Raw genomic sequence first — 16,490 nt, 5'->3', positions numbered from 1 at the left:
GTAGGATCAAGTCACGTCGGGTCCGGGTTCAGGACCTGAAAATTGGTGGCTGGCTTCGTTGTTAACGAGGGAGCAATTTTATGAAGTGCGTTATTCTGGCCGGTGGTTTAGGCACCCGGCTCAGCGAAGAAACCGTCAGGATACCGAAACCCATGGTCGAGATCGGGGGAAAACCGATCATCTGGCATATCATGAAAATCTATGCCACCCACGGCATCACCGATTTCATCGTCTGCCTTGGCTACAAGGGTTACGTTATCAAGGAATACTTCGCGAATTTCTTTCTGCACAGCTCGGACGTCACGATCGATCTGGCCAATGGTGGGCTTGAGATTGCAAACAGTAAATCGGAACCGTGGCGCGTGACGCTGGTCGATACCGGCGAAGACAGCCAGACCGGGGGACGGCTGCGTCGTGTCATGCATCTGCTCAAGGATGAAGAGGCCTTTTGCATGACCTATGGCGACGGGGTCGGGAATGTCGATGTCAGCGCGCTGGTTGCGTTCCACAAAAGCCATGGCAAGCGCGCCACACTCACCGCAGTCGTGCCACCAGGACGTTTCGGCGCGTTGGAACTGGCCAGCGATCAGATCGAGCGTTTCGCCGAAAAGCCGGGCGGTGATGGCGGCTTTATCAATGGCGGGTTCTTCGTGCTGCATCCTTCGGTCGGTGATCTACTGGACGATGACGGCGCGATCTGGGAACGCGCCCCGCTTGAAACACTGGCCGCAGACGGCGATCTGATGGCGTTTCGCCATAAAGGTTTCTGGCAGCCGATGGATACGCTCCGCGACCGCCGTCAGCTTGAAGCGCGCTGGCAGGAAGGCAATGCTCCATGGAAGGTCTGGGAATGACGCTGGGTTCCGCTCCGAAAATTATCCTGCTTGGCAATCTGGGCTATATTGGCCCGGTCGTGGCTGCGACCTTGCGGAAATCCTATCCCAACGCCAATCTGATCGGCCTTGATCCCGGGTTTTTCTCGGACAGGTTGACCACGCATGATGCGTGGCCCGAACGGGTTCTGAACCAACAGATCATCGCGGATATTCGCGACATCGATGCGTCGCTGTTTCAAGGGGCTGATGCGGTTGTTGCGCTGGCGGCCATTTCGAACGATCCGATGGGCGCGCGGTTCGAAACCGTCACCACGGAAATCAATCAGGACGCCATCGTCCACGCTGCACATCTGGCCGCCGAGGCCAGAGTATCGCGCTTTGTCTTCGCCTCTAGCTGTTCGGTCTATGGCTTTGCCGAGGGCGACGCACGATCGGAGGATGCGCCCCTGAATCCGTTGACGGCCTATGCCCGCAGCAAAATCGGGACCGAGCGCGCGCTGGAGGCCATGGACACGCCTGGGATGCTGCGTACCGCGCTGCGTTTTGCCACCGCCTGTGGGCCGTCGCCCCGGTTGCGGCTTGATCTAGTGCTGAATGACTTTGCCGCCTGCGCCACCACCGCAGGCAAGATCACCGTGCTGAGCGACGGTAGCCCGTGGCGGCCGCTGATCGATGTGCGCGACATGGCGCGGGCCATCGACTGGGCGATCACCCGGACCGAAGATGCCGGTGGCCAGTGGCTGGCGGTCAATGCCGGGTCGGATGTGTGGAATTATCAGATCCGCGATCTGGCGCAGGCCGTGGCCGAGGCGGTCCCCGGGGCCAGTTATTCGATCAATCCCGACGCCTCACCCGACAACCGTTCGTACAAGGTCGACTTTTCGCTCTACAAACAACTGGCACCCGAACATCAACCGGTGCAGACACTTGAAGGCACCATCCGGGATCTGTTGCAATTGCTGAACGATATCAACTTTGGCGATGTCGATTTCAGATCGTCACCGCTGATGCGGCTGAAGGCACTCGAAGAGCATATCCGCAATGGTACGCTGAGCGAGGATCTGCGCTGGAGGATGCCGCAATGACACACCCCGCTTGCCGGAGCTGTGGTGCAGCCCTGACCCAGACGCTGGTCGATCTGGGGCTTTCACCGCTGGCCAATTCCTATGTCCCGCCCGAGCGCGCAGGCACCGCCTGTCCGCGCTACCCGCTGCATGCATGGGTCTGTAACAATTGCCATCTGGTGCAGGTCGAAGATGCCGTGCCGGCGGACGAGATCTTCAATGCCGATTACGCCTATTTCTCCAGCTATTCGGATAGCTGGCTGGCCCACGCCAACGCTTATGTCGAGAAGATGGTCGACCGGTTTGATCTGGGACCGGATGATCTGGTGATCGAGATCGCCTCGAATGACGGATATCTGCTGCAGTATTTCGTCGAAAAAGGCATCCCGGTTCTGGGGGTCGAACCTTCAGGCAGCGTGGCGGCAGCGGCCGAAGAAAAAGGTGTGCGCACGCTGGTCGATTACTTCGGTGAAACGCTGGCCCAGAAGGTGGCCGAGACCGAGAAACCTCCGGCGCTGATTGCTTCGGCCAATGTGCTGGCGCATGTGCCTGACATCAACGATTTCGTTGCGGGCATCGCCACTCTGCTTTCGGGTGATGCGGTTTATACGGTCGAGTTTCCGCACCTTCTGAACCTGATCAAGGAAGTCCAGTTCGACACGATCTATCACGAACATTACTCCTATCTGTCACTGCTGGCGGTCGAGGCAATCTTTGCCAAGGCGGGCCTGCGTGTGTTTGACGTTGAAGAGCTTCCGACCCATGGTGGATCACTGCGGGTGTTCGCCTGTCTTGAAGGGGCCAGCTACCCCGAAGGTTCTGGTGTGGCCAAGGTGCGCACCGATGAGGCGGCCGCTCGGTTCGATCGCCCGGAAGGCTATATGAATTTCACCGGGCAGGTTGAGGCGCTGCGCGACGGGCTGCTTGCCTTCCTGCGCGAGGCCAAAGCCCGGGGTGACACCATCGCCGCCTATGGTGCCGCCGCCAAGGGCAACACGCTGTTGAATTATGCCGGGATCGGCCCCAATCTGATCTCTTACTGCGTTGATCGCAACCCGGCCAAACAGAACACGCTACTGCCCGGCAGCCACATCCCCGTGCACGGGGTCGAAGCGCTACGCGAGACGCCGCCGGATTACGTGTTGATCCTGCCCTGGAACATCCGGGACGAGGTCACGGATCAACTGTCCGACCTGAAGGCGCACGGTACCCGGTTCGTGACCGCCGTGCCGGAGGTCAGGATCAGCTGATGGCACGGGTTCTGCTGACCGGCGCAACGGGATTGATCGGACGCGCGACAATCCCGGCTCTGACAGAGGCGGGCCATGAGGTGGTGACGCTGGGACGCAACCCGACAAGCGACATCACCTGCGATCTGCTGGACCCCAGTGCCACCACAACAGCCCTTGAAGCGACCCGCGCCAGCCATCTGGTTCATCTGGCCTGGCATGACGGCCCGCGCGACCGCTGGACTTCTGCGGCCAATCTGGACTGGATGGCCGCTACGCTGCATCTGGTGCGGGAATTCGCCCGAACAGGCGGCCAACGCGCGGTCTGCGCCGGAAGCTGCGCCGAATATGACTGGTCATTGCCGGACCTGACCGAAGCAACGCCTTTGCGGCCACGCACCTTGTATGGCGCGGCCAAGGCCGGAACCGGTCTGGCGCTGTGTGCAGGACAGGGTTCGCTTGGCCTTTCACTGGCTTGGGCCCGTATCTTTTTTGTTTATGGATCGGGCGAACCGCCGGGGCGGTTGTTCGGCGACCTGATTTCGAATCTCAAAGCGGGTCAACCCGTAGATTGTACCGATGGCCTGCAGGAGCGCGACTTCCTGCATGTAGATGATCTGGCACGCGCTCTGTTACAACTGCTGGAAACGAATGTGACGGGCGCGGTCAATGTCGCCAGCGGCACCGCAATCCCGGTTCGGGAACTCATTGAAGAGGTTGCGAAACAAATGCATCACCCCGACCTGATCCGACTGGGTGCGATCACGCGCGCAACAGACGATCCTGCCCGGCTGGCAGCAGATGTGGGCCGGTTGCGGCATGAGGCCGGCTTTGTGCCGCAACATGACATCACCTCGGGCGTGGCCGATATTCTCAGATCCGAAGGGGGGCAGACGTGAAGAAACTGCTTGTCCCCCGCAAGAAATCCTTCATGCGCTTCGCTATGGTCGGAGTATTGAACACGGCGTTCGGCTATGCGCTCTTCACCATTCTCAATCTGTCTGGCCTACCCCCGCAAGTCGCGCTGGTGATCTCGTTTTCCGGTGGCGTTCTGTGGAATTTTATGACCCATGCGCGCCTTGTGTTCGATACCAAGGGCTTGGGTCGGTTGCCATTTTATATCCTGTCCTATCTGGTGGTTTATGCATTCAATGCCCTGTCTCTGGAGGGTCTGCTGGCCATGGGATTTCAACCAATCATTGCGCAGGGGATGATCGTCCTTCCGGCCGCCATCCTGGCCTTCATCCTGATTTCCCGGGTGCTGACAGATCGCTTTCCATGGCAACAGGAGATGTAAAAAATGCCCGGATATTATATTCTGGCTTAAAAGCCATTGAAGACCGAACTGACCATGGAGTCTGAAATTTGACATAAGAACTGTACCGCGAGGATAGTTAACTAATGCGTCTTTACCTTGCCGATCTCGGCCACAACCTCGTTACCGCCACATCGGACACCTATCCGCTGGGTGTCGGGAATCTTGCGACCTTCGCACAAGCTTATGCGAAAAGCCCAACGCCGATTGATGTTGCGATCTTCCGTGACCCCCAAGAGCTCAAAACCGCAATCGACACAGCTCCGCCCGATGTGATCGGCTTTTCCAGCTATTCCTGGAACCACCATCTGGCCCTGTCATTTGCCGACTATGTGAAAACGGTCAATCCCGACAGTCTGACCTTGATGGGCGGCCCCAACTTTCCACTGACCGAAGACGAGCAGGACAGCTGGATCCGGACGATGCCACAGATCGACATGCATGTGCGCGGCCCCACCTATGAGGGTGAGCGCGCCTTTCTGAGCACGTTGCAGCGTTTCATCGATGTCGGCGCCCGCCGCGAAGGCATGTGGGAAGAGGCAGTCGATGGCGCGCTTTACGTCCACCCTCAAAGCGGTGAAATCCTGCGCGGGGGCGAACCGCCCCGCATCCGCGATCTGGACGAAATCCCGTCACCCTATCTGGCCGGGTTGATGGACAAGTTTTTTGACACCGGCCTGTTTGCACTGATGCAACTGGCACGCGGCTGTCCGTTCACCTGTGCGTTCTGCAATTCGGCGGTCAAATCGAATTCGAAAGTCTTCCGCCATTCGTTTGAACGCACCAAGGCCGATCTGGATTACATCGTGGCCCGCATCAACCACGCCAGCCCGCTGTGTTTTGCCGACGACAATTTCGGCATGTACGTGCAGGATGAAGAAGTGGCCGATTATCTGGGCCATCTGATGGACCGGTACGACTGGCCCAAATACATCCGCACAACCACGGGCAAGAACCGCGGCGACCGGATTATCAAGGTGATGCGCAAGGCCAAGGGCCGGTTGCCGATGACCTCGTCGGTTCAGTCTCTGAATCCGGAAGTTCTGAAGAACATCAAACGCGACAATATCAGCCTGGACACCTATACCGAGGTGCAACAGGAGCTGCATTCAAAGGGTATGCAATCCTATGGCGAACTGATCCTGTGCATGCCCGGTGAAACCAGGGAATCCTTCATGGATGCCGTCGATCAGCTGATCGAAACCGGCGTCAGCCGGGTGGCTGCGCACCAGTTGATGCTGCTGCATGGCGCACCGCTGGCCAATCCCGACAGCCGCGAGAAGTTCGGTTTCAAAACGCTCCATCGCGTGGTTGCCCGATGCCTGGGCCAATATACCGGTCCAACTGTGGTCGAGACCGAAGAAATGGTGGTCCAGTCCGAGAATTTCTCGTTCCAGGATTATCTGGACACCCGTGTTTTCCATCTGCTGCTGACGACCTTCTATTACGAAGACAATTTCGAAGAAGCCTTCCGGCTGGCGCGGTCCCGCGGGATCCGGCCCTTCCTGATCGTCAAACACATGCAGGAGATCCTCGATCAGGCCCCACAGCCCTTCCGGGATGCGGTCGCCAGTTATCTGGAGGAAAACCAGCAGGAGCTGTTCGAAACCCGCGCTGATTGCGCGGCCTGGGCGCAGGAAAATTATGATGACCTGATCAGCGGTGAACTGGGGGGCAATCTGCTCAGCAAGTACTCGATGATTGGTCGGTTCATCGTGCTGGACGAAGCACTTGATTTCCTGAAGCGGGCCGTCAGCGACCTTCTGGACAAGGACGACCACGAAGCACACGAGATGCTCGACACGATCATCAATTACTACAGCGCTGTGATGTTGCATGTGCCATTCTCGGAAACTCTGGAACACGAACCGGTCTGGAGTTCGTCCTTCGATGTCGAAGCCTGGCGGAATTCGGGATATGAAGGCGTGCTGCAGGATTACCAGTTCGACACGCCTCGCAAGTTCCAGACCCAGGTCGATCAAAGGGTGAAAACCACCCTGCTCACCCGAATCGAGACCTTTGGCGAACATGCCTCGGGGCTTGGAAGGTTTACACGAACGATGTTTGCCAAGGATTTCCGGCGCAACTTCGTGCGGAGTGAAAACCAGCATGCGGCCGAATAGGCCCACGGACCTATTCGCTATCCCCCAGATAGACAACCTCGCGCCCGGGGAAGGCTGCGATGATGGCTGCATTCTGCTCGGGACCCAGATCGCGCAGGAAAATCGGCTTGCCCTCGGGCAGGAACGGGTCGTTGAGATAAAGCGCAGATCCGATATTGCCATTTGTCGAGACAAAGACCAGAGCATTGCCCAGTTCTGCGGCTTGCGCCTGACGCCTGGTGTCGCCGGTAAAACCACCGTATCCATCGTATTTCGAAACCCCACGCCATGAGGTGAAGCTGGCGACCGAGACTGCGCAAAGCAGCAGGACAATACAGTGCAGGCGACCATGATATTGTTCCGGCAGCCGGTCTTTCACCGCCTCGATCCCAGCCGCTGAAAGAACCAGAACCGGCAAAAGTGCCGTATGCCAATAACGTGGTCCCAGATAGAAGGTGCCGGTAAACCAATAGAAGAACAGCACACCCACAAGGGCCACAAAGATCACCAGCATGGCCCGGTCGAAACCAGTCAGGCGCTTGCGCCAGATGAAGACAATCCAGATCGGGACTAGCGACCCGAAGGTCCAGCCCAGAAGTTCAAGGTTGAGCGAGGCAATCCCGTTGACCAGGTTCAGCAGACCCTCGGCCGGGCTGTGACCAACCCAGATATCCAGCGCGCCCCAGCTTTTGGCAGGTGGTCCCACATTGTGGCCGAAGCCGAACGCATTTTTCGTGTCGGGCCAGAACCGGCTCAGGTAATCGGATTGCGGGGTCAGCAGCATATCGCCGGTGGTCCCATAATTGAGCAGTAAAAAGACGGACCCCGACACGACACCGCCCACGGCGCAGGCCAGCACCTGCCCAATCCCCCCGGGCAGGCGGCGCAGCAACCACAAACCAGTCAGCCCGCCGACAATCAATCCGTCCAGTGGTCTGGTCACAAAACCCCACCCCAACGCAAGCCCGGCAATAAACGCCAGCAGGATCGCCCGCCGCGCCGCGCCTTCTCCGGCCCGGATCAGGCACCACCAGGCCAGAAGCAACACGACCAGCATCACGGAATGCGTCATCAGCGTGGCCCCGACAGCCAGCACCCAGGGCGACGTCGCCATCAACAACGCGACCAGATCCGCGCGTTCCCTGCTGACGGTCCGACGAACAATGTCATGGGCCAGCCAGACCGATATCCCGGTCAGGATCGGATTGATCACCCAGGGTGCCCCGATCAAAACTCCAAGGCTCAGAACAATGGCCCAGCCTTGTGCCGGGACACTGATCCATTTGCCCTCATGCACTTCGAGAAGATAATATTCCAGTGCGGGTTGCGCTGCTTCGGGCGGGACCGGAGCCCAGAGCGTACCAGCCGCAAAGGTCCGTGCCTGAAAGAGATAGGCCAGTTCATCCTCGACATGGGGAACACGATCGAACGCCGTCCAGGCAAGGACGGCACTGGCCACCGCCGCAAAAACCGCCAGAGCGGACACCGGGATACGCGGTATGCGATCGGGACCTGCCACGGCGAACATGGCGACGATCGAGGCCATCTGAACAAGAGATAATGCACCGCCGACACCGATCTGCAGTCCGAAGGCCATGTAATAGCCATAGGCCACATAAGGTGTTGCGGACAGGCAGAAAACCGCGACAAGAACCATCAGAAGAAACAGGCGGACAATCCCCGCCCTGGCGAAAAGACCCCTGACAGCTTCCCGGCCTGCAGGACGCATCAGAACAACACCCGTCAGAACCGCCTGGGCGGCCAGTATCATCAGCATAATCAGGTTTTCAGGCGGGTCGGCGGAAATCTCAAGCCGCGGAAACCAGAGCGGTTGAGTCAACCACAACCGGGCGGAACTCCCCAGCAGAACCAGAGCGGCCAACGCCCCGAACCAAGATAATCCGCGCGCCCAGAAGACCCCGATCAGAACCGCTGCAGCCGCGGCCATAACCGTAAACCACACGCGCAACTCGGCCAGCGTGGCATTGGTGACGGGCGCATCCGCGGCCCAGCCAGGACCTGCACATGCGCAGAGCACAAGAGCAAGGCAGCGCCATTGCCACCGGTTTGTCTGTGCGATCATGCCAGATGCTCTTCTCTGGCCAGAGCCGGGTCCCGAGCGGGACCTTCGATATTGATACGTTCCTGCTCGGTCACAATAGGCCCGCCGCGCACCTGATTATGGATCGAGGTGATGTATTCCCCCAGCATCCCGATGAACAGCATCTGAATGCCCGACAGGAAGAACAGGGATACGATGATGGTCGTCGTCCCGCGCGGTGCCTGATCAGGATTGACGAAAAACAGCACCACAGAGATGAGCGAGAACAGGATACAGGCAATCGCAATCACCAGCCCGCTGATCGTGCAGAACCGCATCGGGGCCCGCGTGAAAGAGAAGATCGCATTCAACGCCTGATCGATCAACGCCATCAGGCTGTGCTTTGACAGCCCCTTTGCACGGGCTTTCCAGACATAGGGTTTGATGATCCGGCGGAAACCGCAGCTTGCGATGATACCACGGATGTAGGGATAGTGATCCTTATGCGCCAGAACCGCCTTCAGAACCTTGCGGTCGATCAGCTGGAACTCTCCGACCGACGGTTCCAGCCAGACATCCGACAGACCATTGACGATCCGGTAGAAAATGCCCCGCGCATTGCGCATCACGAACCCTTCTTCGCGGGTGCTGCGGGCACCGGCCACCACGTCATAACCGTTTTCCCAAAGCTCGACGAATTCCGGGATCAACTCGGGCGGGTCCTGCAGGTCAACCGGCAGCATGACGACGATCCCGTCGCCAGTCGCATAGCGCAATCCGTTGAAGGTTGACCGAAACACCCCAAAATTTCGGGCGTTGACCACAACCTTCACATCCTGATCCTGTGCGGCAATCTCGCGCAGGATGTCCACGGTTCGGTCCGAAGAGGCATTATCGATGAAAATATGCTCGCGCCTGTAGCCCGGCAGTTCCTTGTCGAAAATCGCCTTCACGGTCTCATAACAATTCGCCACGTTGTCTTCTTCGTTGAAGCATGGCGAAACAATGGAAATTGTTTTCATAGCTTTATTTAACATCAAACAGCACCGCTTACCCCACCAATATCCGGGTATACTCATATCATCCCGCGAAGTTCGGGATTCGCACAACACTTAACCTGCAGGAATATCATGAAATAACGTGCACTCACGCCAACATGGAAAGCCAAATCCGCCTTTCTTGCAAAACAATGCCGTATCGCCATTGTTTGCTTTACATTTACTCCGTTTATTGTGCTCCAGAATTGTTAACCAAGAGCTATTCAGATGAACCGCAAAATCCGTAACTCACTCTTTAAGCTCCACACTTGGCTGGGGCTGCATCTGTCTCTGTTTTTTCTGTTCATGTTTCTGACCGGTACGCTGCTTGTTGCCGCGATAGAAATTGAAAAGATCGGTCGCCCGAACATCTGGACCATGATGGCCAAAGAAGATCGCACCGCCAGTTTTGGCATGATCTATGATGGTATCAAAGAGGCTCATCCAGAGAGCAGTATTTCTTTGGTGATAAAACGCCAGACTCCATGGTTTGTGGATCACACTCTTGGTCGCACGGGATGGGGCGAAAAGGTGGGGTTCTGGACAGATCCTGTGACCGGCGCAGTTGTAGAGGAAACACGATCTCTGGGATTTCGTTCGATTATGCGCGACCTGCATGACACGTTCCTGACAGAACAGCGAATTATCTTCATGTTGATATGCGCCACATCGGTCGTACTGCTGTTTCAGATCATCAGCGGCCTCATCACCTATCGGCGCTTCTGGAGAGGGTTCTTCCGCTGGCCCAACGGTTCGGGGGGGGTGCGTTCCTGGGCCGGTGGAGCACACCGGTTGACAGCGGTCTGGACAGCGCCGCTTCTGATCCTGATTTCCGTAACCAGCTTCTATTTTCTGCTGGGTAGTCTGGGCTTTGACGGCACACGCCCGAAACCCGAAGCGCCAACCCCACGCGAAGCGACACTACCTGCCAATTTCGATTCGGCCCTCATCGCTCAGGCTGAAGCGCGTGCCCGGGCTGCCTTGCCTGGCCTTGAGCCACTCCTCATGTTCGTGCCCGAAAAGAAAACTGACAGCCTTGGTTTCTCAGGACCAGTAGACGGATATTCGGGTTTCTTTGGTCCCGGAAGTGTGTCCATCGATCCGGTAACCCTTGAGGTTCTGGGCGCCTTCACACCACATGACGTCAAGGGTTTTACCTATTGGAAACCTTTGATGAACATGCTGCATTTTGGAACTTGGGGCGGTGCGCTCTCGATGACGCTTTGGATCGTACTCGGGCTAATCGCCACCGGCCTTGCCTATACCGGAGCCTTGATTTTTGCTACCCGCTTGGCCCCCGATACCGCGCATCGTGGTTCAGTCCGGCGCATATGGCACGGCCTGGGATGGACCCGATGGGCCTATGTGTTGTTACTCGCGGGTATTTTGTTCACTGCCTTTTATCGCTTTGGCCCGAATTCTTATGACAAGACTAGAGCGTTTCCAACCGACGCGCCTGGCGCGGTTGCTCGGTTGATTATGCGCGCGCCACTCAGGCGTGACGCTCCTCTCGATATCGAGTTACTAATTGGCGAGCCAGATGTTCAATCTGCAGTGATCGAAGTTAACGGCGAGGCACCACCAACAGTTGATTTTTTGCAGTATGATGACAAGGCTAGGGCCTATTTTCAGCTCAATCCCGCTGCAACGGAAAACAACATTGTTGCTCACTTGCAAAAATCTGACGGCGGGGAGAAAACCGTCAATTTCCGCCTCGGTGCACCAATTTGGTAGCTGCGCGCTCTGCCCAACAAACAATATGGGCGGCGCATCATTCTGCATTATCCCTTGGTTTCTTGCGGATCGATCTCAGGGCCTGTTTCCTCTCGCATGCGCACCATTGCGATCAGCAGACGCAACCTGCCGCGCAAAAGCAAAACAGCAAACAGGCAATAAACAATAATCCCGGTCACAGTACCGGACAGAAGGATCAAAATCTGAGATATACCTTCCATTTGCCACACTGCGCCAAGCACCGCCGCGGCCATTCCTACGGATAGCAAAAACGGTGCAAGATGCTGTTGCGCCAAGGTCAGGCCGGGCAGCCCCGCAATATGCCCCAGATTGGCAAATTTGAACGGCCAGATCAGTAAAAAGACTGCCACAAAACCGGCTGTGACGACCGGCAGCCCATAGGGGGCCAGTGCCATAATCACTGCTACCGCCAGCGCCACCTCAATCCAGGACAGAACTGCCAGGCGACCAGCCTGCCCCGCCGCCAGACAGAAGGTCTGCTGCACCTTTTCGGCGCACAGATACATGCCAAACACCGACATCAGGCTCAGGACCGGAGCCGCCGGAGCCCATTTCTGGCCGAATAGCAGCACCAGCGCCGGTTCCGACAGAACCGCCAGCCCGGCAAAGGCCGGAAAAGCCAGAAACCCGGTCAGGCGCATGACATCCATCAGCAAATCCGCCGCCTGACCACCATCGCGCGCTGCGGCACCAAAAGCGGGCTGCGCCACGGTACGCATCGGTGTGATCATGAGAAACGCGGCCGTCTCGATCACACGCCAGGCAATTGCGTAATATCCCGCCTGCACCGGCCCCAGCATCGCGCCGATGATCACCGCAGGTGACTGCACCGCAGCCAGTTCGGCCGCGCGCAGGCCCAGAATCCGATGACCAAAATGCAGGATTGAGCGCATGTGATCGCGCGACACGTCAAAGGCCGGGCGCCAAGAGACCGCCCCCCAGGCCATCACGATGTTGGTGGCCGTCATCGCCAGCCGCTGGCCGACCAGGCTCCAGACCCCGTATCCGGCCAGCGCCATGGTTATGCCCACGACCCCGCCGACCGCCGCGCCGAGCGCGGCCCGGATGGCCAGAACACGAAACTTCATTTCCCGACGAAGGATCGCCACCGGCACCGCTGTCAGTGAAATCATCAGCACCGTGGGGGACAATCCGATCAACAATTCGCGCGCAACCGGCTCATTGTAGAAATCCGAGACCGGTCCCGCGCCCAGATACAACACGATCGTCAACACGCCTCCCAGCAGCGCCAACAGCCAGAAAACCGAGTTCAACCGCTCTGACGACAGCGCATCACGGGTCAGCAGAATGTCGGAAATCGTTTCGCGTACCAGGAATTCGGAAAACAGCACAAAGGCTGCAACCATCGCCAGAAGACCAAAGGCCTCTACCCCTAAAATGCGGGCAAGAATGGCAAAAATGACAAAATTGAATGCCTGCTCGACCCAGATACCAGCCGACATCCAGGCAACTCCGCTGCTGAAACTCTGCCGCCCTGACACCCGTTTCCTTCCTGTTGCCCGAACCCCGCCAAGTGCCGATGGGTACATGGCTCAAACACTCACACCTGCTGCGCACAGTATACGTAATTACAAACTTGACGCCTTAACGGTCGAATTTGGTCAAATTTATTGTCTATGTTCAGTCTGTACGTGTTCGAATACTATACGCAATACAGGGAATTATGCCCCTCACGTTCCATGCGCCACGCAAATCTTGCAGCGGGATCCGGGACAGGGATTATTGAGTGAATAAAAGGTTTTCATTTTCATGAACAAAGTCGCAGAGCCGATGGAGACGAACAGCACCACATCCGAAGAGCTGATCGCATCGGAAACCGCCGGCATGAGCCTGAGCGTGGTCATCCCCGCGTTCAACGAAGAAAACGCCGTGCGCCACACGGTCGAGGATGTGCGCAGCCATCTCGAACCGCTGAACATCCCCTACGAGATCATCGTGGTGGACGATGCCAGCCAGGACAACACCCGCGCCGAAGCCGAGGCCAGCGGCGCAACCGTCACCTTCAACGACGTCAATTCCGGCTATGGCGCCAGCCTCAAGCGCGGTGTTCGGATGGCGCAGTATGAATATGTCGCCATTCTGGATGCCGACAGCACTTATCCCGCACGCTATCTGCCCGGAATGCTGGCCATGTGCCGCGATCAGGACATGGTCGTGGGCGACCGGGGCGCGGCAATGAAGAACGTGCCGCTGCTGCGCAAACCAGCCAAGAAATTCCTGTTCGCCTTTGCGTCGTTCCTGGCTGAGCGCAAGATCAACGATCTGAACTCGGGCCTGCGCGTGTTCCGCAAATCCGAGCTGATCCCGTTCCTGCCGCTGCTGCCACAGAACTTTTCGTTCACCACCACGATCACGCTGTGCATGACCTCGAACGGCAAGCGGATGATCTATACGCCGATTGAATACGGCAAGCGGGTGGGCAAATCGAAGATCAAGCCGATCGACTTTCTGAACTTCATCATTCTGATCCTGCGCATCAGCACGCTGTTCAACCCGCTGCGGGTGTTCATTCCGCTGGGGCTGGCGTTTTTCACTTTGGGAACGGTGAAGTTCATTGTCGACATGTTCTACTGGAACCTCAGCGAGACGGCGGTGTTCTCGTTCCTGGCGGCGATCATGATCTGGTCGCTGGGGCTGATCGCCGACATGATCTCGCGGCTGCATCTCAGACCCTGACATGAGCGGCAAACGGCTTTCCGATCCAAGTCAACGGCGCTGGCTAATCCGATTGGCCGGGTCGGTGCTGATACTGGCGATCCTGTTCTGGATTCTGCCTGCTGAGGCGATTTTGGCAGCGCTGAAAGCCATCCCGATCTGGGTTTTTGCCTGCGTGCTGGTCCTGTTCCTGCTGGCCCATGTGGCTGCGGCACTGAAATGGTGGCTGCTGCTGGGGCGCGGGTTTTCCGCCTCGCTGGCCATCCGGGCGCATTTTGCCGGGCTGGCTGCCAACCTGTGCCTGCCCGGTGCAATTGGCGGCGATACGGTGCGAGCCGGTCTGGCGCAGGCCGCGATGAAAGACGGCGCGCAGGTTGTTGCGGGCGCAACCGTCGACCGACTGATCGACATGGTGGCGCTGCTGACCCTGTCTTGTCTGGGTCTGGTTCTGACATGGGAAAGTGCTGCGGGCGGGCATATGATCTGGCCGGTGGCGCTGATCCTGTTGGCCGCGCTGGCGGGTATGGTCGCATTACCGCGCCTGCTGCCCTTGCCCTGGCGCTATATCCCGTCCCTGCCCGGAAAGGGATTTGCCCATCGTCTGGCCGATGCACTGGCCGGAATGGGGCGCAAACCCGGCACGCTGGCAATCGCGTTCATCGCATCAGTGCTGATCCAGCTGTTGCTGGTCCTGCTGGCCTGGTGGCTGGCCATCGCGGCGGGCGTTGATGTGGCTGCGGGGCCGTGGATCTTCGCCTGGCCGCTGGCCAAGATCATTGCGGTTCTGCCGGTATCTTTGAACGGGCTTGGCCTGCGCGAGGCCACATTGGCCGGTTTTCTGGCCCCCTTCGGCGCCAGCGCCCCGGCTGTCGTGGCCGCCGGGCTGGTCTGGCAGGTTGTGTTGTTTACGGCGGGCGGGTTTGGCGCGCTGGTTCTGACCATGTCCGGAATGCGGTTCAGCGCCCCGGCAAATTCCCAAAAGGAAGAGTGCAAGTGACGGATGTTTCCCGACCCAACGGCGACAACAAGCCTGAAATCATCATACTGGGGGCTGGCCCCGCCGGTTTGGCCGCGGCCCATGCGCTGACTGGACAGGCGAAAGTGACCGTGATCGAGCGCGCGGCCATCGCGGGTGGCAATTCGGCCTCGTTCCCGGTCGAAGGCGTGATTTGCGATTATGGCTCGCACCGGTTTCATCCGGCGGCCGAGCCTGAAGTTCTGACCGATGTGAAAGCCCTGCTGGGGGACGATCTGCTGCTGCGCCCGCGCCATGGGCGTATTCGGCTGGGCGGCAAGTGGATTCACTTTCCGCTGAAACTGACCGATGCGCTGATGCGCCTGCCCAAACCCTTTGCCGCGTCGCTGATCGGGGACATGGTGCTGAAACCCTTCCGTAAGAAAAGCACGGGCCCCGAGACATTCTCGACCGTGCTCTATGACGGACTGGGCCCGACGATTTCGGACAATTTCTATTTTCCTTACGTGCGCAAGCTTTGGGGTCTGGACCCGGACAAGCTGGCAGTAAAACTGGCCGAACGCCGGGTCGGCAGCGGATCTGTCGGCAAGATCCTGATGAAGATGCTGCGCCTGTTGCCGGGGCTGCGCAGCGAAACGGGGGGGCGGTTCTTTTATCCGCGCAAGGGGTTCGGGCAAATCTCGGATGCGATGCGGAACAGTGCGGAAAGCAACGGGGCCACCTTCCTGTTCAACACCGAGATCACCGGGATTGACCGGGAGGATGACCGCATCACCGGCCTGACGATCCGCGAGGGCGACAGCGAACGGCACCTGACCGGCGATCTGATCCTGTCGACCATCCCGCTGACCGGGCTGACGCGCCTGATCAGCGACCCTCCGGCGGAGGTGGTTGAGGCTGCTCGTGCGATCCGCTTTCGGGGCATGATCTTGCTGTATCTGGTTCTGGAAACCGACCAGTTCACCGAGTTCGATGCGCATTACTTCCCGGAACTGTCGATCCCGATCAGTCGGATGTCGGAGCCCAAGAACTATAACGCAACTGGCGCGCCAAAAGGCGTCACCGTTCTGTGCGCCGAACTGCCCTGCGATCCGGATGAAAAATGGTGGTCCATGTCCGATGAAGAGTTGGGGCAGGAATTCACCAAATGGCTGAGCCAGCTGGGCCTTCCCGTCACGGTCCCGGTGCGCCGCTGCGAAACCCGGCGGCTGAGCCATGCCTATCCGGTTTACGATGTGGGCTATGAAGAGAGGTTCGATACGGTGGATCAGTGGCTCTCAGATATGGACGGATTGCTCGTATTTGGACGACAGGGTTTGTTTGCTCATGATAATACGCACCACGCCTTTGCCATGGCTTATGGCGCGGCGGATTGTATCGACGGCAAGGGCCATGTCGACCGCGCGAAGTGGAACAAATACCGCGAGGTTTTTGCCACCCATGTGGTGGAAGACTGATC

At 58.3% G+C, this 16,490-nt stretch carries 13 protein-coding genes; 10 read left to right on the top strand and 3 right to left on the bottom strand.

The annotated features are described in order from the left end of the window. Positions 1–80: 80 nt before the first annotated feature. From rfbF to AC2FJZ_RS15100, 6 genes are all read left to right on the top strand, one after another. A complete protein-coding gene (gene rfbF, locus AC2FJZ_RS15125) occupies positions 81–854 on the top strand; it encodes a glucose-1-phosphate cytidylyltransferase (RefSeq protein ID WP_496778630.1) in 774 nt (257 codons plus the stop codon). Beyond that, positions 836–1,921: an NAD-dependent epimerase/dehydratase family protein gene (locus AC2FJZ_RS15120; RefSeq protein ID WP_496778628.1), complete on the top strand. Its 1,086-nt coding sequence runs from the start codon at positions 836–838 to the stop codon at positions 1,919–1,921. Before rfbF ends, AC2FJZ_RS15120 begins: the two co-directional genes overlap by 19 nt. Further along, positions 1,918–3,150 (top strand): methyltransferase domain-containing protein, encoded by a 1,233-nt coding sequence (locus AC2FJZ_RS15115; RefSeq protein WP_496778626.1) that lies wholly within the window; start codon positions 1,918–1,920, stop codon positions 3,148–3,150. The genes AC2FJZ_RS15120 and AC2FJZ_RS15115 overlap by 4 nt, the downstream gene beginning before the upstream one ends. Next, entirely contained in the window at positions 3,150–4,028 is an 879-nt protein-coding gene (locus tag AC2FJZ_RS15110; protein WP_496778624.1) for an NAD-dependent epimerase/dehydratase family protein, read from the top strand. Before AC2FJZ_RS15115 ends, AC2FJZ_RS15110 begins: the two co-directional genes overlap by 1 nt. Then, on the top strand, positions 4,025–4,426 hold the full coding sequence (locus AC2FJZ_RS15105; protein ID WP_496778622.1) for a GtrA family protein: 402 nt from the start codon (positions 4,025–4,027) through the stop codon (positions 4,424–4,426). The genes AC2FJZ_RS15110 and AC2FJZ_RS15105 overlap by 4 nt, the downstream gene beginning before the upstream one ends. Positions 4,427–4,530: 104 nt before the next feature. Continuing rightward, the gene (locus AC2FJZ_RS15100) at positions 4,531–6,567 is read left to right on the top strand and encodes a B12-binding domain-containing radical SAM protein (protein ID WP_496778620.1); all 2,037 of its coding nucleotides are present in this window, start codon (positions 4,531–4,533) and stop codon (positions 6,565–6,567) included. Between the two features lie 10 nt (positions 6,568–6,577). Here AC2FJZ_RS15100 and AC2FJZ_RS15095 read toward each other — a convergent pair whose 3' ends face one another. Together AC2FJZ_RS15095 and AC2FJZ_RS15090 are read right to left on the bottom strand one after the other, a co-directional pair. Then, positions 6,578–8,629, bottom strand: a complete 2,052-nt coding sequence (locus AC2FJZ_RS15095) for an ArnT family glycosyltransferase (protein ID WP_496778618.1) — start codon at positions 8,627–8,629, stop codon at positions 6,578–6,580. After that, positions 8,626–9,609, bottom strand: coding sequence for a glycosyltransferase (locus AC2FJZ_RS15090; protein ID WP_496778616.1), 984 nt, complete (start codon positions 9,607–9,609; stop codon positions 8,626–8,628). The genes AC2FJZ_RS15095 and AC2FJZ_RS15090 overlap by 4 nt, the downstream gene beginning before the upstream one ends. A 243-nt stretch (positions 9,610–9,852) precedes the next feature. Between AC2FJZ_RS15090 and AC2FJZ_RS15085 the strand changes: the two genes are divergently transcribed. After that, the gene (locus AC2FJZ_RS15085; RefSeq protein WP_496778614.1) at positions 9,853–11,358 is read left to right on the top strand and encodes a PepSY-associated TM helix domain-containing protein; all 1,506 of its coding nucleotides are present in this window, start codon (positions 9,853–9,855) and stop codon (positions 11,356–11,358) included. Between the two features lie 47 nt (positions 11,359–11,405). Here AC2FJZ_RS15085 and AC2FJZ_RS15080 read toward each other — a convergent pair whose 3' ends face one another. Further along, positions 11,406–12,842 carry a lipopolysaccharide biosynthesis protein gene (locus AC2FJZ_RS15080; protein WP_496778612.1) on the bottom strand — a complete coding sequence of 479 codons (1,437 nt, stop codon included), beginning with the start codon at positions 12,840–12,842 and terminating at the stop codon, positions 11,406–11,408. Between the two features lie 307 nt (positions 12,843–13,149). Between AC2FJZ_RS15080 and AC2FJZ_RS15075 the strand changes: the two genes are divergently transcribed. The 3 genes from AC2FJZ_RS15075 to AC2FJZ_RS15065 are packed head-to-tail and all read left to right on the top strand — an operon-like array spanning position 13,150 to position 16,488. Beyond that, positions 13,150–14,076 carry a glycosyltransferase family 2 protein gene (locus AC2FJZ_RS15075; RefSeq protein WP_496778610.1) on the top strand — a complete coding sequence of 309 codons (927 nt, stop codon included), beginning with the start codon at positions 13,150–13,152 and terminating at the stop codon, positions 14,074–14,076. Position 14,077: 1 nt separating this feature from the next. Further along, a complete protein-coding gene (locus AC2FJZ_RS15070; protein ID WP_496778608.1) occupies positions 14,078–15,052 on the top strand; it encodes a lysylphosphatidylglycerol synthase transmembrane domain-containing protein in 975 nt (324 codons plus the stop codon). Then, positions 15,049–16,488 (top strand): protoporphyrinogen/coproporphyrinogen oxidase, encoded by a 1,440-nt coding sequence (locus tag AC2FJZ_RS15065; protein ID WP_496778606.1) that lies wholly within the window; start codon positions 15,049–15,051, stop codon positions 16,486–16,488. Before AC2FJZ_RS15070 ends, AC2FJZ_RS15065 begins: the two co-directional genes overlap by 4 nt. Positions 16,489–16,490: the final 2 nt, after the last annotated feature.

It is taken from the genome of Ruegeria sp. CDSA079 (genome assembly GCF_059612245.1).
Note: the sequence above shows the minus strand (reverse complement) of the source record. Positions and strands in the feature narration are given on the sequence as shown.

Bases quoted from the DNA above. Each gene is read 5' to 3' on its own strand.
- AC2FJZ_RS15075 (WP_496778610.1), top strand. From the start codon at position 13,150: ATGAACAAAGTCGCAGAGCCGATGGAGACGAACAGCACCACATCCGAA.
- rfbF (WP_496778630.1), top strand. From the start codon at position 81: ATGAAGTGCGTTATTCTGGCCGGTGGTTTAGGCACCCGGCTCAGCGAA.
- AC2FJZ_RS15070 (WP_496778608.1), top strand. From the start codon at position 14,078: ATGAGCGGCAAACGGCTTTCCGATCCAAGTCAACGGCGCTGGCTAATC.
- AC2FJZ_RS15090 (WP_496778616.1), bottom strand. From the start codon at position 9,609: ATGAAAACAATTTCCATTGTTTCGCCATGCTTCAACGAAGAAGACAAC.
- AC2FJZ_RS15110 (WP_496778624.1), top strand. From the start codon at position 3,150: ATGGCACGGGTTCTGCTGACCGGCGCAACGGGATTGATCGGACGCGCG.
- AC2FJZ_RS15100 (WP_496778620.1), top strand. From the start codon at position 4,531: ATGCGTCTTTACCTTGCCGATCTCGGCCACAACCTCGTTACCGCCACA.
- AC2FJZ_RS15095 (WP_496778618.1), bottom strand. From the start codon at position 8,629: ATGATCGCACAGACAAACCGGTGGCAATGGCGCTGCCTTGCTCTTGTG.
- AC2FJZ_RS15085 (WP_496778614.1), top strand. From the start codon at position 9,853: ATGAACCGCAAAATCCGTAACTCACTCTTTAAGCTCCACACTTGGCTG.
- AC2FJZ_RS15080 (WP_496778612.1), bottom strand. From the start codon at position 12,842: ATGTCGGCTGGTATCTGGGTCGAGCAGGCATTCAATTTTGTCATTTTT.
- AC2FJZ_RS15115 (WP_496778626.1), top strand. From the start codon at position 1,918: ATGACACACCCCGCTTGCCGGAGCTGTGGTGCAGCCCTGACCCAGACG.
- AC2FJZ_RS15120 (WP_496778628.1), top strand. From the start codon at position 836: ATGGAAGGTCTGGGAATGACGCTGGGTTCCGCTCCGAAAATTATCCTG.